The sequence below is a fragment of the Paenarthrobacter sp. 22069 genome (assembly GCF_052046035.1).
In the GTDB taxonomy this organism is placed as follows: Bacteria; Actinomycetota; Actinomycetes; order Actinomycetales; family Micrococcaceae; genus Arthrobacter.
The window spans coordinates 1-5,278 of record NZ_JBQEQF010000053.1 but is presented as its reverse complement, the minus strand read 5'-3'; the positions used below and the strand labels follow the sequence as shown (position 1 = coordinate 5,278).

Genomic DNA, 5,278 nt, shown 5'->3' with positions numbered 1-5,278 from the left:
TAGGGCGTGTCTCCTAAACCCGGGTTGGTTAAGCCGGGATGCTTGATGAGTGTCTCGTACTTCTGTTTTGACTGATGGGCAGTGGGCCCGCATCCAGCCGTTGCTACCGTCCTCTGATGGTCGTCGGGGCCGTCCTTTTCGGGACGACCGCCGGGTGGTCGAGGGCATCATTTACCGGTATCGGTGCGGAATCGCGTGGCGGGATGTGCCTGGCGAGTTCGGTCCGTGGCAGACGATTTGGAAGCGTCACCGCCGCTATAGCGGTGACGGAACTTGGGACAGCATTCTGGCGGCTTTGCTGACGGTTGCGGACTCTCAGGGTGAAGTGGACTGGTCGGTCTCGGTCGATTCGACGGTGAACCGTGCCCACCAGCACGGCACGAACCTTCCCCGCACCACAGGGGGCCGGCTCGAATTACATGAATCTGTGTGCTGAACCGGACGACCATGCCATTGGCCGGTCGCGCGGCGGGCTGAGTACCAAGATCCACGCCCTGGTTGATGGCAAAGGCAGGCCCCTAGTTCTGCTGGTCGCGCCGGGACAGGGCGGCGATGCGCCGATGTTCGCCCACCTGATGAACCAGTTGAAGGTCAACCGGGCCGGTCCGGGCAGGCCACGTACCCGCCCGGACCGGGTTCGTGGAGACAAGGCCTACTCATCGAGGGCCATCCGAACCCAGCTCCGGGATCGAGGCATCGTCGCTGTCATCCCGCAACCATCCGACCAGATCGGCCACCGCAAGCGACGAGGATCCACCGGAGGCAGGCCTCCGGCCTTCGACAAAGAGGACTACAAAGGCCGGAACGTCGTCGAACGGAACTTCAACATCTTCAAGCAATGGCGTGCCCTGGCGACCCGCTACGACAAACTCGCCCTGACCTACCGCGGCGGAGCCGTTCTCCGGGCAATCAGCATCTGGCTGACAGCTTTAGGAGACACGCCCTAGTCACCGTGCACTGGCGCCCGCGCCACCGGCCTATGCGGGGCTAGCGGAAGTAGCAGTCGTAACTGTCCTGGCTCACAATGAGGCCATCGCTCACCTCAAAGACCGACGACGTCCGGGCCCTGATGGTTTCGCCCCGGTCCCAGTACCGCAGGTCCATGAGGACGGTGGCCGACCAGTCCGCCTCCACCGCGACGCGGTTGCCTTCGCACGTGGTCCGGCGGATGGTGAACCTTTGGTCCCCGACCACCTCGCGGCTCTGGTCGGCGCCGGCCAGCACCCCTGCCAGCGTCCGGGTGGAACCGTCGGGAGCCAACAAGTGCGGGGCCTCGGTCAGCACGAATGATTCGGACAGGAAAGGCCTGATGTCCGCCGCACCTCCACCCGCCTCGAGGACCCGAATGAATTCAAGGACGTGTTCCCGCGGTGACGCCGGCGGGGAAAAATCGTCAGCCATGCGCCAAACCTTATCCGACCGGTGCTGCAAGCCACTGCGCCGTTAGGCTGTCTGCATGACCCTGACTGTTCCGCCGACGACCGCCGGCGCCGACGAAATCCGTGCGACCGTGGAGCGGATCCTGGCCGCCGGGTCCCTGCCGCCGATCGTCCAGGCCGGCCATCCGGCCCTCCGCCAGCGTGCCGCAGCATACGACGGGCAGTTGTCCGCAGACCAGCTGGAGCGCCTGATCGGGGTCATGCGCCAGGTCATGCATGAGGCACCCGGTGTGGGCCTCGCCGCCCCGCAACTGGGCATCCCTCTGCAATTGGCTGTGCTGGAGGACAAATTCGACGTCGACCCGGACGCGGCGGCGCTGCGGAACCGCAGACCGCTGGACTTTCTCGCTATCCTCAACCCGCGCTACACGCAGCTGGGATCCGGTCTTGCGTCGTTCTACGAGGGATGCCTTTCCCTGAACGGCCTGCAGGCAGTGGTGGCGCGGCCCGACACCGTCTTGCTCGAATACCTGGCACCCGACGGGACCGCGGAGCGGCGCGAGTTCAGCGGCTGGCAGGCGCGGATCGTGCAGCACGAAACGGACCATCTGAACGGCATCCTGTATATAGACCGTGCCCAGCTCCGTTCACTGAGCAGCAACGTTGAGTATGCGGCGCATTGGGCGGAGGCCGGTGTCAGCAAGGCGCGGGAAGGCCTGGGGTTCGACGACGGGCCCGCCGGAATCGCGCTTGGCTGACTTCCAATCCCGGGCCAGGCCGCCGTGGTTGCCTGCCAGCGCCCATAATATGGTTCCCATGCCTTCCGCGGATCTCCCCCTCGTGTGCCCAGTCTGCTCCCTTCCCCTGGTTCACCTGGCAGCGGATAACGCACAGCCGCGGCTGGCGTGCCCCAGCGGCCACCACTTCGACGCCGCACGGCAGGGCTATTTCAACCTGCTCGTAGGGAAGGGCACGTCCTTTGAACCGGACAGCGCAGCGATGGTGGCGGCGCGCGTGAACTTCCTGGGGTCGGGCCACTACCGGCCCCTGGCGCAGGAAGTGGCCAGCGCCGTCGTTCCCCACCTCCCTGAAAAAGGCGCAGTGGTCTTGGATTCCGGCACGGGAACGGGGCATTACCTGCGGGAAATCCTCGACGCCGCCGCGGCGCAAGGACGTCGGGTTGCGGGCATCGGCCTGGACATTTCCAAATTCGCCCTCCGCCGTGCTGCCCGGCTCAACCCGGAGGCGCTAAACCTGGTCTGGGACATCTGGCAGCCGTTTCCCGTGGCAAGCATTTCGGTGGATGCTGTGACCGTAGTGTTTGCCCCCCGGAACCCCGCAGAATTCGCCCGGGTGCTGCGCCCCGAGGGCATCCTCGCTGTCGTGACACCGCGAAGCGGCCACCTGGGGGACGTCGCTGCCATCACCGGAATGCTTGGCATTGAAGAAGGAAAGGACGAGCGCCTCAACGAGGCGTTGGCAGGAAATTTCGAGCCCGAAGGCTTCCATGACGTCGACATCCCGCTGGAGCTGACCCGCGCCGCCGCCGCCGACCTTGCATTCATGGGACCAGCCGGCCACCACCTCGATCCGGCCCAGCTCGCCGCCCGGCTCGAAAACTCCCCCGAACCGCTGACGGCTGACGCGAAGTTCCGGCTTTTCGTGTTCAGGCGCAGGACCCGCGGGGCGGCGTAACGACTTGGCCACTATCCCCCGGCGGCAGGTCCGAACCCACCCACACCGAAAGCCCCCGGACTAGGATGAAAAGACAGTTACTGGCGGATCCGTAAAGGCGGCTCCGCCGTGACCAAGGGGGAAAAACGGATGTTCGAATGGCTTGGCGGAAACTGGTGGGCGCTGTGGCTTACGGCTTTCCTGGCGTTTGCTGTGGTCGAGATGATCACCCTCGACCTCTTCTTCATTATGCTCGGCGGCGGCGCCCTTGCCGCGCTCGTGGCCGATTTCGCCGGCGCCGAGCCCTGGCTCCAGGTAGTCGTCTTCTGCATCGTGTCCCTCCTCATGGTGGCCTTCGTCCGGCCCGTAGCCCTGTCCCACCTCAAGAAGAGCCCGTCCGAGCAACGCACCAACGTGGACCGGCTGATCGGTGAGCAGGCCGTGGTCATGGAGGCCGTGACGTCTGACGGCGGCCTGGTGAAAATCGGCGGCGATATTTGGAGCGCACGCTCCGCAGCGGGAGTTCTTCCCGCGGGCCAAAAGGTGGTCGTTTCGGCCATCGATGGCGCAACAGCAGTTGTTTCGGTACCGCCGGCGGCGGCCGCCGGTCCAGATACAGCCTGACAATTGGGGAACAAGGAGTTGTATGGAAAACGCAGGAGGAACCGCATTGGCCATTGTGCTGGTGGTCCTGATCGTCTTTGTCATTATCGTTCTGGTCCGGTCCGTCCGGATCATCCCGCAGGCGCGCGCCGGCGTCGTTGAACGGCTCGGCAAGTACCAGCGGACGCTGAACCCCGGACTGACGGTCCTGATACCGTTCGTGGACCGGCTCCTGCCGCTCCTGGACCTGCGCGAACAGGTGGTGTCCTTCCCGCCGCAACCCGTCATCACCGAAGACAACCTCGTGGTCTCCATCGACACCGTGGTCTACTTCCAGGTGACTGACCCGCGCGCTGCCACCTATGAGATCGCCAACTACATCCAGGCTGTTGAGCAGTTGACCACCACCACGCTCCGGAACGTGGTGGGCGGACTCAACCTTGAGGAAGCACTGACCTCCCGTGACCAGATCAACGGGCAACTCCGCGGCGTCCTCGATGAGGCCACCGGCCGGTGGGGTATCCGCGTCTCCCGGGTGGAACTGAAGGCCATCGATCCACCGCACTCCATCCAGGACTCCATGGAGAAGCAGATGCGCGCCGAACGCGACCGCCGCGCAGCCATCCTGACCGCTGAGGGAACCAAGCAGTCGGCAATTCTCACCGCTGAGGGCCAACGGCAGGCAGCCATCCTCAAGGCCGAGGGTGAGGCCAAGGCTGCCATCCTTCGTGCCGACGGCGAGTCGCAGGCCATCCAGAAGGTTTTCGACGCCATCCACAAAGGCAACCCGGACCAGAAGCTGCTGGCCTACCAGTACCTGCAGACCCTGCCCAAGCTGGCGGAAGGTTCGGCCAACAAGCTGTGGATCATCCCCAGTGAAGTCGGCGAAGCATTAAAGGGAATCGGCAATGCCATGGGCGGTGCCGGCCCCGACTCCCCCGCCGGGGCACTGTTCGGGGATGCCCCCACCGGGCGCACCGAGCAGTAGGACTTCGAGCAGCTGGACTTCGAGCAGCTGGAGTCAACGTCGACAGGGAGGGTCCGGCCGCGGAACCCTCCCTGTTTTGGTTCATTGGGGATAACACCCGTATAATTGGGTATTTGTCCGGCAGGAGTATACCGGCTGGAACAACCAAGCTTCGCAATGCGTTGAATCCAATGATGCAGCACAGTGCACACAGTAGTCCGGCGGCGCCACGGCGTTACCGGCTGGCGCGGGGTTTTCATCCGCGAACCGACCAGAGGGAGAAAACATGAGCGATCGCAGCCTGCGGGGCATGCGCCTTGGTGCGCAGAGCATGGAGACCGAGTCCGGAGTTGAGCCGGCTCCGCGCCAGCGGGTCGAGTACCGGTGCGCGGATGGCGAGCAGGTCTTCGTCACGTTCTCTTCCGAGGCGGAAATTCCTCCGGTGTGGGTCTCCAAGACCGGCAAGGAGGCGCTCCTGGTTGACGGCGAGAAGCCGGACACGAGCAACGACAAGGCAGTGCGCACCCACTGGGACATGCTGCTGGAACGCCGTTCCCTGCCTGAACTCGAACAGATCCTCGAGGACCGCCTCACCATTCTGCGCGAACGCCGCGGAGAGCGCCGTTCGGCGTAGGGCAAGCTGAAAAGGGGCGGC

Annotated in this window: 7 protein-coding genes; 6 read left to right on the top strand and 1 reads right to left on the bottom strand. The window is 64.7% G+C overall.

Translation table 11 applies throughout. The features are described 5' to 3' along the window. Positions 1–49: 49 nt before the first annotated feature. Positions 50–947 (top strand): IS5 family transposase gene (locus tag ACTJK0_RS21310; RefSeq protein ID WP_440744999.1). Its coding sequence is split into 2 segments (ribosomal slippage): positions 50–400 and positions 402–947, totalling 897 coding nucleotides; the frame shifts between segments, so codons are not numbered across the junction. A gap of 40 nt (positions 948–987) precedes the next feature. On the opposite strand, the gene ACTJK0_RS21305 is transcribed toward ACTJK0_RS21310, so the two are convergent. Continuing rightward, positions 988–1,401, bottom strand: coding sequence for a nuclear transport factor 2 family protein (locus ACTJK0_RS21305; RefSeq protein ID WP_440746538.1), 414 nt, complete (start codon positions 1,399–1,401; stop codon positions 988–990). A gap of 55 nt (positions 1,402–1,456) precedes the next feature. On the opposite strand from ACTJK0_RS21305, the gene ACTJK0_RS21300 reads away from it, so the two are divergent. The 5 genes from ACTJK0_RS21300 (at position 1,457) to ACTJK0_RS21280 (ending at position 5,257) form a co-directional block, all read left to right on the top strand. Next, positions 1,457–2,137, top strand: a complete 681-nt coding sequence (locus ACTJK0_RS21300; protein ID WP_440746537.1) for a peptide deformylase — start codon at positions 1,457–1,459, stop codon at positions 2,135–2,137. A 58-nt stretch (positions 2,138–2,195) separates the two neighbouring features. Then, complete coding sequence (locus tag ACTJK0_RS21295; RefSeq protein WP_440746536.1) at positions 2,196–3,074, top strand: putative RNA methyltransferase; 879 nt, start codon at positions 2,196–2,198, stop codon at positions 3,072–3,074. Positions 3,075–3,203: 129 nt separating this feature from the next. Next, positions 3,204–3,677 (top strand): NfeD family protein, encoded by a 474-nt coding sequence (locus ACTJK0_RS21290; RefSeq protein ID WP_440746539.1) that lies wholly within the window; start codon positions 3,204–3,206, stop codon positions 3,675–3,677. Positions 3,678–3,699: 22 nt separating this feature from the next. Then, positions 3,700–4,644 (top strand): SPFH domain-containing protein, encoded by a 945-nt coding sequence (locus ACTJK0_RS21285; protein WP_110542988.1) that lies wholly within the window; start codon positions 3,700–3,702, stop codon positions 4,642–4,644. A 265-nt stretch (positions 4,645–4,909) separates the two neighbouring features. Beyond that, entirely contained in the window at positions 4,910–5,257 is a 348-nt protein-coding gene (locus ACTJK0_RS21280) for an RNA polymerase-binding protein RbpA (protein ID WP_026266052.1), read from the top strand. Positions 5,258–5,278: the final 21 nt, after the last annotated feature.

Bases quoted from the DNA above. Each gene is read 5' to 3' on its own strand.
- ACTJK0_RS21305 (WP_440746538.1), bottom strand. From the start codon at position 1,401: ATGGCTGACGATTTTTCCCCGCCGGCGTCACCGCGGGAACACGTCCTT.
- ACTJK0_RS21300 (WP_440746537.1), top strand. From the start codon at position 1,457: ATGACCCTGACTGTTCCGCCGACGACCGCCGGCGCCGACGAAATCCGT.
- ACTJK0_RS21295 (WP_440746536.1), top strand. From the start codon at position 2,196: ATGCCTTCCGCGGATCTCCCCCTCGTGTGCCCAGTCTGCTCCCTTCCC.
- ACTJK0_RS21290 (WP_440746539.1), top strand. From the start codon at position 3,204: ATGTTCGAATGGCTTGGCGGAAACTGGTGGGCGCTGTGGCTTACGGCT.
- ACTJK0_RS21285 (WP_110542988.1), top strand. From the start codon at position 3,700: ATGGAAAACGCAGGAGGAACCGCATTGGCCATTGTGCTGGTGGTCCTG.
- ACTJK0_RS21280 (WP_026266052.1), top strand. From the start codon at position 4,910: ATGAGCGATCGCAGCCTGCGGGGCATGCGCCTTGGTGCGCAGAGCATG.